A 13,683-nucleotide genomic window follows, 5' to 3' on the forward strand; every position below is an offset into this window, starting at 1 on the left:
CCGCGGGACACGCGATGAAGACGAAGACCCTCGACCTGATGCAGCGCCTCGCCGAGCTGCGCGAGTCGTTCGACCGCTCCTTCACCGAGCCGCACCGTGAGCAGGTCACCGGCTTCGACGACCTCCTTGCGATCCGGGTCGGCGGCCACCGGTACGCGCTGCGCCTCACCCAGGCCGCCGGTCTCTTCCCGGACCGCCCGGTGACGCGCCTGCCCGGCCCCCAGCCGTCGCTGCTCGGCGTCGCCAGCTTCCGGGGCTCGATCGTGCCCGTCTACGACCTCGGGGCCGTGTTCGGCCACCCGGCCACCGCCGACCGGCGCTGGCTGGTCCTGGTCGCCGGCGAGCCGACGGTGGCGCTCGCGTTCGAGGGCCTCGACGGCCACCTGCGCGTCCCGCGCGACCTGATCGTGGAGGAGTCGGCGGGCCACGGCCCGCGCGGCTGCCTGCGCGGGATCGTGCCGATGGACGGCGGCGCCCGGCCGATCGTCGATGTCCCGGCGGTACGGGCGGCGATCCAGACACTGACGGGAGCCGCACGGGAAGCGGTGACAGCGGGGGACGGGGAACGATGAACCGGAGATGGACGTTCGGCCGCAGGCTCGCCGCGGGCTTCGCGGCCGTCGTGCTGCTCACGATGATCACCGGCGCGGTCACGGTCGCCGCGCTGGACACGGTCGTCGGCGGCAAGGACCACGTCATCGACATCGGCGTGCAGGGCCTGGTGGAGGCGCAGCAGCTGCGGGTGTCGGTGGAGGCGAAGAGCAGCGCGGCCCGCGGGTACCTGCTGACCGGCGACGATCGGTTCCGCACCCAGATCACCGAGGCCCGCGCCGCCTTCGCCCAGGCGGTCCAGCGGTTGCGCGGAGTGACGGACTCGCAGCGCGAGCGGGACCTGCTCGACGCCTCCGTCCAGGCCGAGCAGAACCACCAGGCGGCGCTGGAGGCGGTGATGGCGTTGCAGCGGGACGCCGCCCCGGCAGAGCGGATCGGCAGGGAGTTCGACGACACGGTGGCGCCGCAGCGCGAGGCGCTCAACCAGCACATCGACGCGCTGGCCGGGCTGCTGCGTCAGGACCTGACGGCCCAGCGGGACGCCGCGTCGAGCAAGGCGCGGGTGGCGACCTTCGTCGTGATCGGCATCGCGCTGATTGCACTGGTGCTCGGGGTGCTGGTGGCGGTGCTGCTGATCCGGGCGCTGGGCAGGCAGGTCGCCAGCACGGTCGGGCACATCCAGAGCTCCTCGGCCCAGCTGGAGGCCGCCGCCAGCCAGCAGGCGAACGGCGCCCGCGAACAGGCGACCGCGATGAGCGAGATCAACACGACGATCGAGGAGCTGCTGATCACGTCGCGTCAGATCGCCGAGGGCTCGCAGCGGGTCGCGAAGATCGCCGAGGAGACCGCGGGCGCGGCCAGCTCCGGCGACGCGACCATCGAGCAGGCCCGCGAGTCGATCACCGCGATCCGCCGCCAGGTCGACCTGATCGTGCAGCACATGCTGGAGCTCGGGCAGCGCTCGCAGCAGATCGGCGGCGTCGTCGACCTGGTGTCGGAGCTCGCCGAGCAGACCAACATCCTGGCCATCAACGCGACCATCGAGGCGTCCGGGGCGGGGGAGTGGGGCCGCCGGTTCGCGGTCGTCGCCGACGAGATCCGCAAGCTCGCCGACCGCACCGCCGGCTCCGCCAAGGAGATCCGCGCCCTCATCGAGGACGTCCGCGGCGCGGTGAACACGACGGTCATGGCGACGGAGACCGGCGCGAAGGCTGTCGACGCCGGCACCCGGCAGTTCGGCGCGGTCACCGCGTCGTTCCAGCAGATCGCCGACCTGGTCGCGACGACGACCGAGTCGGCGCGGGAGATCGAGCTGTCCACCAAGCAGCAGACGACCGCGGTCGAGCAGGTCAACGTCGCGGTCACCGACACCGCCCGGGTCACCCAGGAGAGCGAGTCCAGCGCCGTGCAGACCAGACAGACCGCGACCCATCTGGCCGGGCTCTCCACCGAGCTGCTGCGGCTGGTCGCCGCGGGCGCCGACCGGCATTGAGCGCCCCGTCGCCCGCGGTGCCGGGAGCTGCCGGAATGGCGCGACAGGCCAAGGACCCGCTGCGGTACTTCCGGATCGAGGCGCAGGAGCTCGTCGGGCAGCTCGCCCAGGGGGTCCTGGAGCTCACCCGCGACAGCGCGGACCGGGAGCCTGTCGCCAGGCTGCTGCGGCACGCGCACACGCTCAAGGGCGCGGCGCGGGTGGTGCGGCAGAAGGAGATCGCCGACGCCGCGCACGCCCTCGAGGAGCTGCTCGTCCCGCACCGCGACGGCGCCGCGCCGGTCCCGCCGGAGACTGTCGGCGCGCTGCTCACCCTGACCGACCGGATGACCGCCCTGACCGACGTTCTGCAACAGCCGGACAAGAAGGAAGAAAAGCCCGAAAAGCCAGAAAAGCCAGAGCCTCAAGCCGCTCCTGTACGCCGTGACAGCGCCGACATCGATGAGCTGCTCGACGCGGTCGGCGAGGCCCATGCCCGGTTCGCGCCGCTGCGCCGCCAGGTCGCGACCGTCGAGCGGGCGCGCCGGGCCGCCGAGGCGATCACGGAGCAGCTGCGGATCCGCGCCGCGCAGCACGACGGCGCCGACGGCCGGACGGGCGCCATGGCGACCCGCCTGGCCGCCGAGCTGACGGCGCTCGGCCGGCAGCTCACCGAGACCGTCGAGCAGGTGGAGCGCGAGCTCGACGACATCCGCGGCCGCGCCGAACGGCTCCGCCTGGTGCCGGTCGCGGCGGTGCTGACCACGCTGCACCGGGCCGCGTACGACGCCGCCGCCGCCGAGGGCAAGAAGGTCGTCTTCGACAGCCGCGGCGGCGACCTGCGGCTCGACCCGCACGTGCTGAGCCTGGCGTCCGGCGCGCTGCTGCACGTGGTCCGCAACGCCGTGTCGCACGGGGTGGAGACCGAGGCGGAGCGGCGCACCGCCGGCAAGCCGCCCGCTGGGCACGTCACCGTGGAGGTCCGCCGCCGCGGCACGAACGCCGCGTTCCGCTGCACCGACGACGGCCGCGGCTTCGACCTGGCCGCCGTGCGGCGCCAGGCGGAGGCGCAGGGCTTCGTGGCCGGCGGCTCCGGGACGGCCGAGCAGGACGTGCGGGAGCTGATGCGGCTGCTCATGCACGGCGGGATCAGCACCGCCGGCGAGGTCACCGGCATCTCCGGGCGCGGCATCGGCCTCGACGCCGTCCGTGACGTCGCCGAGCAGCTCGGCGGCGAGATCGACGTCAGCACCGAGCCCGGCCGCGGCACCACCGTGGAGCTGGTCGTGCCGCTGTCGCTGGTGTCGCTGTCGGGGCTCGTCGTCGAGGCGGCCGGGACCCTCGCGTCGCTGCCGCTGGACGCGGTGCGCACCTGCGTCCTGCTGAGCGCCGTCGAGGTCGCCGCCGCCGCGGCGGCCGGCGCGATGGCCCACGAGGGGCAGGTCATCGCGTTCCTGCCCCTCGCGCGCGTGCTGACCCCGGGCGGAGATCCACCGGCGCAGCCGCAGGGCGACGGCGGCGCGGTCGGCGTCATCATCGCCGCCGGCGGCCGGGTCCTCGCGGTGGGCGTCGACCGGCTGCTCGGCACGTCGGCGCTGGTCGTGCGGCCACTGCCGGAGCTCGCGCCGGCCGGCGCGGTGGTCAACGGCCTGTCCATCGACGCCGAGGGCAACCCACGGATCGTGCTCGACCCGCACGGCCTCGTCGCCGCGGCCGACGGCGAGAAGCCCGCCGACCCGCTCACCCGGGAGGCCGCCGCCGCCGGGCGCACCGACCCGGTCCTCGTCGTCGACGACTCCCTCACCACCAGGATGCTGGAGCGCAGCATCCTCGAGTCGGCGGGCTACGAGGTCGAGCTCGCCGCCTCCGCCGAGGAGGCCCTCGAGCGGGTCAAGCTGCGGCGGTACGCCCTGTTCCTCGTCGACATCGACATGCCGGGCATGGACGGGTTCACGTTCGTCGCCCTGACCCGCGAGGACCCGGTGCTGCGCGAGACGCCCGCGATCCTCGTCAGCTCGCGCGCGTCCGCGGAGGACCGCCGCCGCGGCGCCGAGGCCGGCGCCAGCGCGTACATGGTGAAGTCGGAGTTCAACCAGGAGGAGCTGCTCGGCCACATCCGCGACCTGGTGGGGAACCCATGATCAAGGTACTGGTGGTCGAGGACTCCGCGACGGTGCGGCAGTGCCTGCGCGAGGCGCTCACCGAGCGGCACGGCTTCGACATCGTCGGGGAGGCCGTCGACGGCGCGCAGGCCGTCGAGCTGTGCCGGCGGCTGCGGCCCGACGTCATCACGATGGACGTGGTCCTGCCCGTGATGAGCGGCCTCGCCGCCACCGAGCGGATCATGGCGAGCCAGCCGACGCCGATCCTCGTGGTGTGCTCGGCGTCCCGGCAGGAGCTGTTCACCACGTACGACGCGCTCGCCGCCGGAGCGGTCGACGTGCTGGAGAAGCCGCGCGGCGACGCCTCCGACGACACGTGGGGCGCGCGGCTGCGCACCGCGGTCAAGGTCGTGTCGCGCATCCGGGTCGTGACGCGGCACCGGCCCCCGGGAGCGGCCGCACCCGTGCAGGCGGCCATCCGTACACCTCGGATGCCCAGGAGACTCGTCGCGGTCGGCGCCTCGACGGGCGGCCCCGGCGCCATCGTCACGTTGCTGCGCGGCGTCCCGAGAGGCTTGTCGGTGCCGCTGCTGTACGTGCAGCACCTTGCCACCAACGAGACGTTCGCGCAGGCCTTCACCGGGTGGCTCGCCGAGCAGACCGGCCATGTCGTGCGGTACGCCCGCGGAGGGGAGAGCCTCGAGTCCGTCGCCGGGCAGGTCGTGATGGCGCCGCCGGACCGGCACCTGATCGTCCGCGGTGGGCACCTGCACCTGAACTCCGGGCCGCCCCGGCACTCGTGCCGCCCGTCCGTCGACGTGCTCTTCGAGTCCGTCGCCGCCGAGGTCGGCGCGGGCGCCACCGGCGTGCTGCTCACCGGCATGGGCCGCGACGGCGCCGAAGGCCTGCTCGCGATGCGCCGCTCCGGCGCGCACACCTACGCGCAGGACCAGGGCAGCTGCGTCGTCTACGGCATGCCGAAGGAGGCCGCGGCGCTGCACGCCGCGGTGGAGATCCTGCCGCCGGACCTGATCGCGGCCGGGCTGACGGAGAAGGTCGGATGGCGAGCACCGTCCTGATCGTCGACGACAGCCTGACCGTCCGGATGGACCTCCACGAGGCGTTCGAGGAGGGCGGCTTCCGCACCGTGCTGTGCGCCAACGGCGCCGACGCGCTCGCCGCGTTCGAGGCCGAGCAGTTCGACGTCGCGCTCTTCGACGTGCTGCTGCCGGACGCCGACGGGGTCGAGCTGCTGCGGGCGCTGCGCGCCCATCCCGGCCACGCCGGGGTGGTGGCGCTGCTGCTGTCCAGCGAGGCGGAGGTCAGCGACCGGCTCCGCGGCCTGCGCCACGGCGCCGACGACTACGTCGGCAAGCCCTACGACGCGCACGCGGTCGTGGCCCGCAGCCGGGAGCTGCTGCGGCGCGGTGTCGAGCCACCCGCCCAGCCGTCGGTGCTGGTCATCGACGACAGCCTCACGTTCCGCGAGGAGCTGCGGCACCTGCTCGCCGGCGCCGGCTACGAGGTCCTCGCCGCCGCCAGCGGCGAGGAGGGGCTGCGGGTCGCGGCGGCCAGCCCGCCGAGCGCGATCATCGTCGACGGGGTGCTGCCCGGGATCGACGGCGCGACCGTCATCCGCCGGGTCCGGCTCGACGCGACGCTGCGCAACGTGCCGTGCCTGCTGCTGACCGCCGCCGACGACTACGCGACCGAGCTGCAGATCCTCGACGCCGGCGCGGACGCGTTCGTGCGCAAGCAGGAGAGCCTGGCGGTGGTCCTCGCCAAGCTGGCCGCCGTGCTGCGCAAGAGCACCGTCACCCCGCTGCCGCCGGAGGGCCCGTTCCACGGCCAGGTCAAGGTGCTGCTCGTCGACCCCGACCGTGGGTTCCTGGACCACGCCGCGGACCTGCTGCGGGAGGAGGGCTACGAGCCGGTCGCCGCGCCCGACGCCGACGACGCCCTCGCCATGCTCGCCGTGCAACCGGCCGGGTGCGTGGTCCTGGCGGTCGACGGGCAGGGCGACACGACCGCGGGCCTGGAGCTGTGCACCCGGATCCGGTCGGTGCCGGGGCTGCGTGACATGCCGGTCATCGGCCTGGGCGCCGGCGACGCGCTGCTGGACTGCCTCGCCGCCGGCGCCGACGACTACGTGCGCCGCGCCGACGGCCCCAACACGCTGCGCGCCCACATCCGCGCGCACATCCGCCGGCAGCAGCTGCACGAGCAGAACCGGCGGATCCGCGACGAGCTGGTGCGCCGGGAGCTGGAGGCGGCGCACGAGCGGGCCGCCCGGCAGGTCGCGGAGGCCCGCGCCGAGCTCGTCGAGGAGCTCGAGTGGCGCAACCGGGAGCTGGAGGCCTTCAGCGGCTCCGTCTCGCACGACCTGCGCTCGCCGCTGCAGACGATCATCAGCTTCAGCGAACTGCTGCTGGAGGAGCAGACCGGCGGGGAGCCCACCGACCTCGCCCTGCGCATCCACAGGGCGGCCCAGCGGATGAACGCGCTCATCGACGCGCTGCTGCAGCTCGCCTCCGCCAACCGCGGCCAGATCCAGCGCGCCGCGGTCGACCTGACCGCGCTCGCCACCGACGTCGTGGACGAGCTGCGCCAGCGCGACCCGGACCGGGAGGTGGAGGTGACCGTCGCGCCCGGGATGCGGGCCTCCTGCGACGGCGAGCTGGTCCGCGCCGTCCTGATCAACCTGGTCGGCAACGCGTGGAAGTTCACCGGCCGCACCGCGTCCCCGCGGATCGAGATCGGCTGCTCGCCGCCGGCGTTCTACGTCCGCGACAACGGCGCCGGCTTCCCCGCCGAACGCGCCGACCAGCTCTTCCGCCCCTTCGGCCGGCTGCACGACAGCAGCGACTTCCCCGGCACCGGCATCGGCCTGACCACCGTCCAGCGCATCGTCGACCGCCACGGCGGCCGGGTCTGGGCGCAGAGCGAGCCGGGCCGCGGCGCGACGTTCTCCTTCACGCTCCCCGACGCCTGAGCTTCGTGGCGTCGCCGCAGAACCTTCCGGGCGGCTGCCGAGTATTGAGTGCATGCAGCGGCCCGAGAACGACGACGACCGGTTCGTCAGCTTCATGCATGCCAGCGCGGCCCGGCTGTACCGGGTCGCGTACCTGCTCGCCGGGGACGCCGCGCAGGCGGAGGAGCTGACCCAGCAGGCCCTCGTGCGCACGTACACCGCCTGGTCCCGCGTCGCCGGCGACGACGCCTACGGCTACGCCCGCCGGATCCTGGTGAACCTGCACAACGACTGGTGGCGGCGGCGGTTCCTGCGGGAACGGCCGACGCCGGACGTGCCGGAGCCCCGCCGCGCGGAACAGGACCCGGCCGACGGGGTGGTCGTCAGGGACGGGGTGGCCCGGGCCCTGCAGACGCTGTCGCGACGGGAGCGGGCGGTGATCGTCTGCCGCTACTACCTGGACCTCACCGAGCAGCAGACCGCCGACGAGCTCGGCGTGGCCCTCGGCACCGTCAAGAGCACCAACGCGCGGGCACTGCGCAAGCTGCGGATCGCGGCAGACGAGACGACGTATGAGATGAAGGAGGCGCGGTGATGCGCAGCATCGAGGAGCTCCGCCGGGCGATGCGCGACGAGACCGCCGACCTCGCGCCCCGGGTGACGTTCGCCCAGGTCCGGCAGCGGGCCCGCCGGCGCCGCTTCACCGGACTGTTCACGTTCGCGGCCACTGTACTGGTGTCCGTCGCCGCGACGATGACCGCCCTGGCGGGCGCGCCGGCCGGACCCGCCCCGCTGCCCGCGCCCTCGCTGAGCGCCGTCGCACCCACGCTGAGCGCCGCCGCGGCGGCACCGACGCAGCTGGCCGGCGACACCGAGCTGCGGGGCACCGGGCCGGTCGTGCGCACCGGCGTCGCCTACGGCACCGGCGAGGAGCTCGTCCTGCGCTACAGCGGCGACGACATGAACGGCCTGTACTCGGCGCTGCACGACCCGGCCAAGGGGACGTACCGCAGGCTCGGCGGCGGCATCACCGTGCCGCCGGTCGGCGGGTTCTCCACGATCCTGGAGCTCGACGACCGGCACGGCGGCATTGTCGACTACGGCGTGGTCCACGGCGCCGGCCTGCGGGTCGAGCTCACCGCGGACGGGCAGCGCACGCAGGCGAGCACCGCCGAGCTGCCCGGGATGCCGGACGCGACGATCTTCTGGGTCCGGCGCGCCGGGGTCGCGGTCCAGCCGACCGGCGCGGTCGGCGGGCCCACACCGGATCTCGGGTTCACCGCCCGCGACGCCGCCGGGGTCGTCGTCGCCACCGGCGGCCAGGTCCAGCGCAGCGACGGCGAGGTCGTCATCGCCGACACCTCCGTCCAGATCGGTGACCTCATGCGGACCGGTGTGACGCTCGCCGACGGCGGCCGGCTCGTGCTGTGGTTCAGCGGCGACGAGCGCGGCGCCGGGCTCGTCGCCGGCAGCGACCACGGCACCGGCGCCCCCACTGAGGTGCGCGGCCTCGGCCGCTTCGCCCGCCCGCCGTTCGACATCGGCTTCTACGGCGGCCGCCACGAGTTCGACGAGGCCGGCGGCACCAAGGTCGTCGTGGCCGTCTACGTCGGCCCGGCCGCCACGGTGACCCTGGGCGCGCCCGGGGCGACGGGCCGCGGATCCGCGCGCTGGAGCGCCCACCCGCAGCTGCGCGTCGCGTGGGTCAACGGGGTCCCGGCGGGGGACGGGTGGAAGGTCAACGGCGTCGCCACCGACGCGCAGGGGGCGGTCGTCGCCGCCTACGACGGCCGGTGACGGCGCCGGCGGGGTGTGCGATCGTGCCCGCATGGATATCCGGGTCATCCGGTCAGGCACGGTGCAGGTCCGGCACGGGCTGCTCGCGGTACGGACGATGGCCGCGCTCGGGGGCGAGATCTACGGCCGGATGGCGACGCTGTCCCGCGACCAGCGGGACGAGCACTCGATCATCGACATCGTCGACCAGTTCAACCGGGTCCGGTCGGTGGCCGACGGCGAGCGGGAGTACCTGCAGGGCGTCATCGAGTTCTACCAGGCGCGGACGGAGACCAAGATGACGATCGCCGCGGAGCGGCTCGCCGTGATCGCCGCGGTGACCCTGCCGATCACCGCGCTGTCGTCGGTGCTCGGCATGAACCTCATCGTCAGCGACCACACGCGGTGGCCGCACCTGATCGCGGTCCTCGTCATCATGGTCGTCATGTCCGGCACCCTGCTCGGCTGGGCCAAACGGCAGGGCTGGTTCTAATTGGCCACAGGCCGGCTCTCGCTACAGGGCTGGTGCTCGCTACAGGATGCGGGCGAGGAAGGCGTCGAGCTTGCCGCGGGTCCGCTCGACCTTCTCGTCCACCGAGAGCGTCTCCCTCGGCCCGCCGGCGTCCGGGGTGCGCAGCCCGCGCACGTAGAGCGAGCAGGCCAGGTCGCTGCAGATGTACGAGCCGACCGAGTCGCCCTTGCGGCCCGCCTCGCCCGCGCGGCGGCCGGTCATCAGCGACACCCCGTTGCCCGGGTGGGTGGTCAGGCACAGCGAGCACATGTTGCGGTGCAGGAAGCCGCGCTGCTGGGCCGCGATGCGCAGCGTGACGCCGACGAGGGCGTCGCCGCCGCCCGGGGCGACCAGGTAGGCACGGTCCAGCGCGCCCGGGTCGCGCCAGCCGAGGAAGTCGAGGTCGGGCCAGGGCCGGTCGGCCAGGTCGCGGGGGAGCGCGATGCGTTTCGCCTCGCCCTTGGAGCAGTTGACGAACGACGCGCGGATGTCGGTCTCGGTCAGTGGTCTCACGCAGCCGACGGTACCGACGCCTAATGACCCTAGGCAACTGACTATTGTGGCTAGGATGAGACGCGCAGGGCTCACCACCGACCTCGTGACCCGGGCCGCCGCGGACCTCGCCGACGAGGCCGGGCTCGACGGCGTGACGGTGTCGGCGGTCGCGCGGCACTTCGGGGTCAAGGACGCCAGCCTCTACTCGCACGTGCGCGGGCTGCGGGACCTGCGCTCGCGGGTGGCGATCCTCGCCGCGGCGGAGTTCGCCGACCTGCTCGCCCCGGCGGTCGCCGGCAGGTCCGGCCGGGACGCGCTCGTCGCGTTCGCCGACGCCTACCGCGGCTACGCCCGCGCCCACCCGGGTCGCTACGCGGCGCTGCAGGCGCCGGTCGACCCGGCGGCGGACGTCTCGGCCGCGCGGCGGGGGATCGAGCTGACCTACGGGATGCTGCGCGGCTACGGCCTGGAGGAGCCCGACGCCACCGACGCCGTGCGCCTGCTGCGCAGCACCCTGCACGGCTTCGTCGACCTGGAGGCCCGCGGCGGCTTCAACGACCCACGCGACGTCGACGCCTCCTGGCGCCGCACCGTCGCCGCGCTGCACGTCCTGCTGATCCATTGGCGGGAAGCGCTCTCAGAATGAATTAGCAGCTCAGAGCGCTGTTTGAGAGCGCTCTCAGAAGTTGACCATTGACATTGGTCAGATCGATTCCCCAAAATCACCAGGGACCCCAGGAAGCCGCCCACTTCTGATCGGAGTCCCACCCGATGCGCCTTACCCGAGGCCGACCCTTGTTCACCGGTGCCGCCGCACTCGCGCTCGTCGCCTCCGCCGTCACCTTCGTCGCCCTGCAGAGCGCCGCCGCCGACACGCTCGGCTCCGGCAGCTACGCCACCACCCGCCCCGCCGGTCAGGCACCGCCCGCCGGCTGCGGATCGATCGGCACCAACCCGCGCCAGTGGGTCACCGCCAACGCCCCAGCCGGCGCCGTCCCCACCAACGACTGGTGGTCGTCGCTGCTGTTCAAGAAGTTCAACTGCAGCTACTCCGAGCCGCTCAACGCGCACCCGATGGCGTTCAAGCCCGCCAACAACGGGCTCGGCGTCAGCTACACCACCGACGCCGCGATCTCCGGCACCGCCACCGGCGTCGGGGAGTACCACTACCCGTACACGACCGACTTCACCCTCGGCGTGGCCGGCCTCAACTCCCCGGACACCAAGGTCGACGGCTGGACCGACTGGACGGTGACGCCCTACTGGTCCGACGGCGCCCGCACCCTGCGCGCCACGATCGGCCACGGCCTGCCCTTCGTCTACGCCCGCACCAGCGGCGGCAGTGCCCAGCTGACCTTCGGCGGCCCGCCCGCCGTGTGGAGCAACAGCGGCGCCAGGATCGGCTTCACCGTCCGCGGCCACGACTTCGTCGCCTACGCGCCGACCGGGGCCACCTGGACCGTCAGCGGCAGCACCATCACCTCGACCCTCGCCGGCAAGGACTACTACTCGGTGGCGCTGCTGCCGACGACCACGTCCACCCCGGCGGCCGACCGGACGGCGCTTGCCAACACGTACGGCACCTACGCGCACAACCACGTGACCGGCACGCGGGTCAGCTGGGCGTACAACGCCGGCGCGAGCACGGTCAACGCGACCTACGCGTTCACCACCACCGCCCGTGAGGGCAGCGGCAGCGGCACCGTCGTGTCGCTCTACCCGCACCAGTGGAAGAACCTCACCGGCGCCACGCCCATCGCGCAGACCTACGTCTCGGCGCGCGGGCCGATGAAGACGCTCACCGGCGTCTCGTCGTTCACCACCGGCACGAAGTACCAGGGCGTCCTGCCGGAGATCCCCGCGGTCGCCGACAGCAGCGGGGCCGACCTGGCCACGCTCGGCGGCTACCTCGACCAGGCCGCCTCCGGCGACCCCCTGGCGGGCTTCGGCGACGACACCTACTGGACCGGCAAGGGCGTCGGCCGCGCCGCCCGCCTCGCCGAGATCGCCGACCAGCTCGGCCGCACCGCCCAGCGCGACGCGCTGCTCAACGCGATCCGCACCCGCCTCACCAACTGGTTCACCGCCAGCCCCGGCGAGGCGACCCGGCTGTTCGTCTACGACGCCAACTGGGGCACGCTGATCGGCTACCCCGCGTCGTACGGCTCCGACAGCGAACTCAACGACCACCACTTCCACTACGGCTACTACATCGCCGCGGCCGCGACCCTGGCGAAGTTCGACCCGGCGTGGGCGGCGAGCAACGCCTACGGCAGCATGGTCAACCTGCTCATCCGGGACGCCAACAACCCCGACCGCAACGACACGATGTTCCCGTTCCTGCGGGACTTCGACATCTACGCGGGCCACGACTGGGCCTCCGGGCACGGAGCGTTCGGCGCCGGTAACAACCAGGAGTCGTCCTCGGAGGGCATGAACTTCGCCAACGCCCTCATCCAGTGGGGCCAGGCGACCGGCAACACCGCCGTGCGCGACGCGGGCCTGTACATCTACACGACCCAGGCGCAGGCGATCCAGGAGTACTGGTTCGACTCGTCCAACCAGAACTTCCCGTCGACGTTCGCGCACAACACCGTCGGCATGGTCTGGGGCGACGGCGGCGCGTACGCCACCTGGTTCTCCGCCGAGCCGGAGATGATCCAGGGCATCAACATGCTGCCCATCACCGGCGGCTCGCTGTACATGGGCTACAAGCCGGCCTACAACAGCGTCAACTGGAACGAGATGGTCACCAACAACGGCGGCCCGCCGACCGTCTGGCAGGACGTGCTGTGGTCCTTCCAGGCCCTCGGCAACGGCGACACCGCGCTGGCGAACTTCCGGGCCAACTCCGGCTACACCCCGGAGGAGGGCGAGAGCAAGGCGCACACGTTCCACTGGCTGCGCAACCTCGCCGCGCTCGGCCAGGTCGACACGTCGGTCACCGCCAACACGCCGCTCTACGCGGTGTTCACCAAGAACGGCGCGAAGACCTACGTGGCGTCGAACCTGACCGGCTCGCCGCTCACCGTGACGTTCTCCGACGGCCGGACGCTGACCGTGCCCGCCGGCAAGACCGCCACGACCGGTGCGTTCACGTGGGTCGGCGGCGGCGGGACCAGCAACCCGCCGACGTCGCAGCCGCCCACCTCGCAGCCGCCGTCGTCCCAGCCCCCGTCGTCGCAGCCGCCGTCGTCCCAGCCGCCGGTCGGGTCGAACCTGTTCTACCTGCGCAGCGGGCCGGCGCTCAACACGACCGCCGGGACCGCCGCGGGCACCCAGACGGTCAGCGCCGCCAACGGCAACTGGGACGGCACGCCGCACAACCCGGTGACCTACACCAAGTGCGGCATCACCGGCAGCACGAACGGCCAGGCGACCGCGTTCACGCTGTACGTCGACGCCGGGAACACCGTCGGGCAGGGCATCCAGGTCCGGGTGTCGTACGACCTCACCAACAACGGCAGCGACGAGCGGGTGGAGACCTACCGGTACTTCGCCACCGACCCGGTGCCGGGGACGGAGTCGTACACGCAGGCGGTGGGCCTGTCGTCCTCCTCCGGCAGCCTCGGTGCGATGAGCAACGGCTGTGTCCGCATGGAGGTCTGGAACGCGATCGGCAACGCCGCGACCACGGTCCGGATCGACGCGTCCGCCGCCAACGGCAACCAGTCGACGCTGCGGATCCCGTACACCGTGTGAGTTCTTCCTGAAAGTGGCGGGCCGGCACGAGTCAGTGCCGGCCCGCCATGTTTCAGGCTGACCGGCACCGCTGCTGGGGTCGCACGTATGTCGGTGGTTCGCG

At 73.2% G+C, this 13,683-nt stretch carries 11 protein-coding genes; 10 read left to right on the forward strand and 1 reads right to left on the reverse strand.

Features of this window, described 5'->3' with window-relative positions; all coding sequences use genetic code 11:
* The first annotated feature begins 14 nt into the window (after nucleotides 1–14).
* From ABD332_RS23815 to ABD332_RS23850, 8 genes are read left to right on the forward strand one after another with little or no spacing between them, the layout of a single operon-like run.
* Nucleotides 15–572: a chemotaxis protein CheW gene (locus tag ABD332_RS23815; RefSeq protein ID WP_344504276.1), complete on the forward strand. Its 558-nt coding sequence runs from the start codon at nucleotides 15–17 to the stop codon at nucleotides 570–572.
* A complete protein-coding gene (locus tag ABD332_RS23820; RefSeq protein WP_344504277.1) occupies nucleotides 569–2,044 on the forward strand; it encodes a HAMP domain-containing methyl-accepting chemotaxis protein in 1,476 nt (491 codons plus the stop codon). Before ABD332_RS23815 ends, ABD332_RS23820 begins: the two co-directional genes overlap by 4 nt.
* 35 nt (nucleotides 2,045–2,079) lie before the next feature.
* Entirely contained in the window at nucleotides 2,080–4,164 is a 2,085-nt protein-coding gene (locus tag ABD332_RS23825; protein WP_344504278.1) for a hybrid sensor histidine kinase/response regulator, read from the forward strand.
* Complete coding sequence (gene cheB, locus ABD332_RS23830) at nucleotides 4,161–5,204, forward strand: chemotaxis-specific protein-glutamate methyltransferase CheB (protein WP_344504279.1); 1,044 nt, start codon at nucleotides 4,161–4,163, stop codon at nucleotides 5,202–5,204. Before ABD332_RS23825 ends, cheB begins: the two co-directional genes overlap by 4 nt.
* Nucleotides 5,186–7,117 carry a response regulator gene (locus ABD332_RS23835; protein ID WP_344504280.1) on the forward strand — a complete coding sequence of 644 codons (1,932 nt, stop codon included), beginning with the start codon at nucleotides 5,186–5,188 and terminating at the stop codon, nucleotides 7,115–7,117. Before cheB ends, ABD332_RS23835 begins: the two co-directional genes overlap by 19 nt.
* A gap of 52 nt (nucleotides 7,118–7,169) precedes the next feature.
* Nucleotides 7,170–7,691: a SigE family RNA polymerase sigma factor gene (locus tag ABD332_RS23840; protein WP_344504281.1), complete on the forward strand. Its 522-nt coding sequence runs from the start codon at nucleotides 7,170–7,172 to the stop codon at nucleotides 7,689–7,691.
* A complete protein-coding gene (locus ABD332_RS23845; protein ID WP_344504282.1) occupies nucleotides 7,688–8,893 on the forward strand; it encodes a hypothetical protein in 1,206 nt (401 codons plus the stop codon). Before ABD332_RS23840 ends, ABD332_RS23845 begins: the two co-directional genes overlap by 4 nt.
* Before the next feature lie 31 nt (nucleotides 8,894–8,924).
* The gene (locus tag ABD332_RS23850) at nucleotides 8,925–9,365 is read left to right on the forward strand and encodes a CorA family divalent cation transporter (RefSeq protein WP_344504283.1); all 441 of its coding nucleotides are present in this window, start codon (nucleotides 8,925–8,927) and stop codon (nucleotides 9,363–9,365) included.
* A 39-nt stretch (nucleotides 9,366–9,404) separates the two neighbouring features.
* On the opposite strand, the gene ABD332_RS23855 is transcribed toward ABD332_RS23850, so the two are convergent.
* The gene (locus ABD332_RS23855; protein ID WP_344504285.1) at nucleotides 9,405–9,896 is read right to left on the reverse strand and encodes an FBP domain-containing protein; all 492 of its coding nucleotides are present in this window, start codon (nucleotides 9,894–9,896) and stop codon (nucleotides 9,405–9,407) included.
* A 55-nt stretch (nucleotides 9,897–9,951) separates the two neighbouring features.
* Between ABD332_RS23855 and ABD332_RS23860 the strand changes: the two genes are divergently transcribed.
* Both ABD332_RS23860 and ABD332_RS23865 read left to right on the forward strand, forming a co-directional pair.
* A complete protein-coding gene (locus ABD332_RS23860; RefSeq protein ID WP_344504286.1) occupies nucleotides 9,952–10,524 on the forward strand; it encodes a TetR/AcrR family transcriptional regulator in 573 nt (190 codons plus the stop codon).
* 149 nt (nucleotides 10,525–10,673) lie between these two features.
* Nucleotides 10,674–13,580 carry a glycosyl hydrolase gene (locus tag ABD332_RS23865; protein ID WP_344504287.1) on the forward strand — a complete coding sequence of 969 codons (2,907 nt, stop codon included), beginning with the start codon at nucleotides 10,674–10,676 and terminating at the stop codon, nucleotides 13,578–13,580.
* Nucleotides 13,581–13,683 lie beyond the last annotated feature (103 nt).

Source organism: Dactylosporangium maewongense (assembly GCF_039531485.1).
Classification (GTDB): Bacteria; Actinomycetota; Actinomycetes; order Mycobacteriales; family Micromonosporaceae; genus Dactylosporangium; species Dactylosporangium maewongense.